At 46.2% G+C, this 1494-nt stretch carries 3 pseudogenes; 1 reads left to right on the top strand and 2 read right to left on the bottom strand.

The window, feature by feature from the left end:
* A pseudogene (locus BGK49_RS14480) lies at positions 1-477 on the top strand (IS3-like element IS600 family transposase); the annotation flags it as partial.
* 168 nt (positions 478-645) lie between these two features.
* Here the strand turns inward: BGK49_RS14480 and BGK49_RS14475 are convergent.
* Together BGK49_RS14475 and BGK49_RS14470 are read right to left on the bottom strand one after the other, a co-directional pair.
* Positions 646-1122, bottom strand: a pseudogene (locus tag BGK49_RS14475) (helix-turn-helix transcriptional regulator); the annotation flags it as partial.
* A gap of 9 nt (positions 1123-1131) precedes the next feature.
* Positions 1132-1494, bottom strand: a pseudogene (locus BGK49_RS14470) (IS1-like element IS1X2 family transposase); the annotation flags it as partial.

Here is a 1494-nt window from a genome sequence, read left to right as displayed (position 1 = left end):
GCGGACCTGACGTATGTTGCCACACAGGAGGGATGGTTGTACCTCGCTGGCATCAAAGATGTTTATACGTGCGAAATTGTCGGCTACGCCATGGGAGAGCGCATGACAAAAGAGCTGACAGGTAAAGCCCTGTTTATGGCGCTCAGGAGCCAGCGCCCACCTGCCGGGCTAATCCACCACTCTGATCGAGGTTCACAGTACTGCGCATACGATTACCGGGTCATACAGGAGCAGTCTGGTCTGAAAACATCAATGTCGCGTAAAGGTCACTGTTACGACAACGCTCCGATGGAAAGCTTCTGGGGAACGCTGAAAAATGAGAGCCTGAGCCACTATCGTTTTAATAACCGGGATGAAGCCATCTCAGTAATACGGGAATACATTGAGATTTTCTACAATCGTCAGCGTCGTCACTCTCGTCTGGGGAATATCTCCCCGGCAGCCTTCAGGGAAAAATATAATCAGATGGCTGCTTAAAAAAAGAACAAATGGTAGTGTCCGCTATTGCCAGTACACCTCAATGTGCTTATAAACGTCCCCGATTAGCGCAGAAGTCACCGGATTGTTCAGGCTCCAATAGGTTGAGTATGCCGTATTTATTTTCCAAAATAAAAATCGATGCTGTTGCTCCTTCATAAAATACTTTTACTCTCTGGACGCTTTTCTTAGCTCTCTTGGTGTTATCTTAAAACGATTATGGAACCTTTCAGTAAAACGAGAAGGACACTTGTAACCATTTTCCCTGGCAATCTCGCTGATGGGTTTTACTGTCGTTTGTATAGCAGACAACGCATTATTTAACCTCACGTCGTCCAATATACTTTGAAAACTTACTCCCTCGCTTGCCAGACGGCGATGCAATGTGGAAACAGAAATGTAGAGATATCTCGCTACCTTGTTTGCTGTCCATTTTGTTCCAGGTTCGGATAGCATTAGGTTATAACAACGACTTATTAATGATTGTTTACTATCTGATAAAAGTAAACAATTAACATGATGTGCTCCTAATGAAAGTAGAACGCCCATTGCTAAGTGTTCCTGAATTTGCGTTGAGAAGCCTCGGGAAATAATAGATGTTTTTAGTTGCTCCCAACAATATATTAACTCGGGATTCTGGGTAATGACTCCAACTTACTGATAGTGTTTTATGTTCAGATAATGCCCGATGACCTTGTCATGCAGCTCCACCGATTTTGAGAACGACAGTGACTTCCGTCCCAGCCTTGCCAGATGTTGTCTCAGATTCAGATTATGTCGCTCAATGCGCTGAGTGTAACGCTTGCTGATAACGTGCAGCTTTCCCTTCAGGCGTGATTCATACAGCGGCCAGCCATCCGTCATCCATACCACGACCTCAAAGGCCGACAGCAGGCTCAGAAGACGCTCCAGTGTGGTCAGAGTGCGTTCACCGAAGACGTGCGCCACAACCGTCCTCCGTATCCTGTCATACGCGTAAAACAGCCAGCGCTGACGTGATTTAGCACCGACGTAGCC

It is taken from the genome of Shigella sp. FC1544 (genome assembly GCF_001722145.1).
GTDB classification, from domain to species: Bacteria; Pseudomonadota; Gammaproteobacteria; order Enterobacterales; family Enterobacteriaceae; genus Escherichia; species Escherichia coli.
The sequence above is the reverse complement of the archived record's forward strand: the minus strand, read 5'-3'. Positions and strand labels throughout refer to the sequence as shown.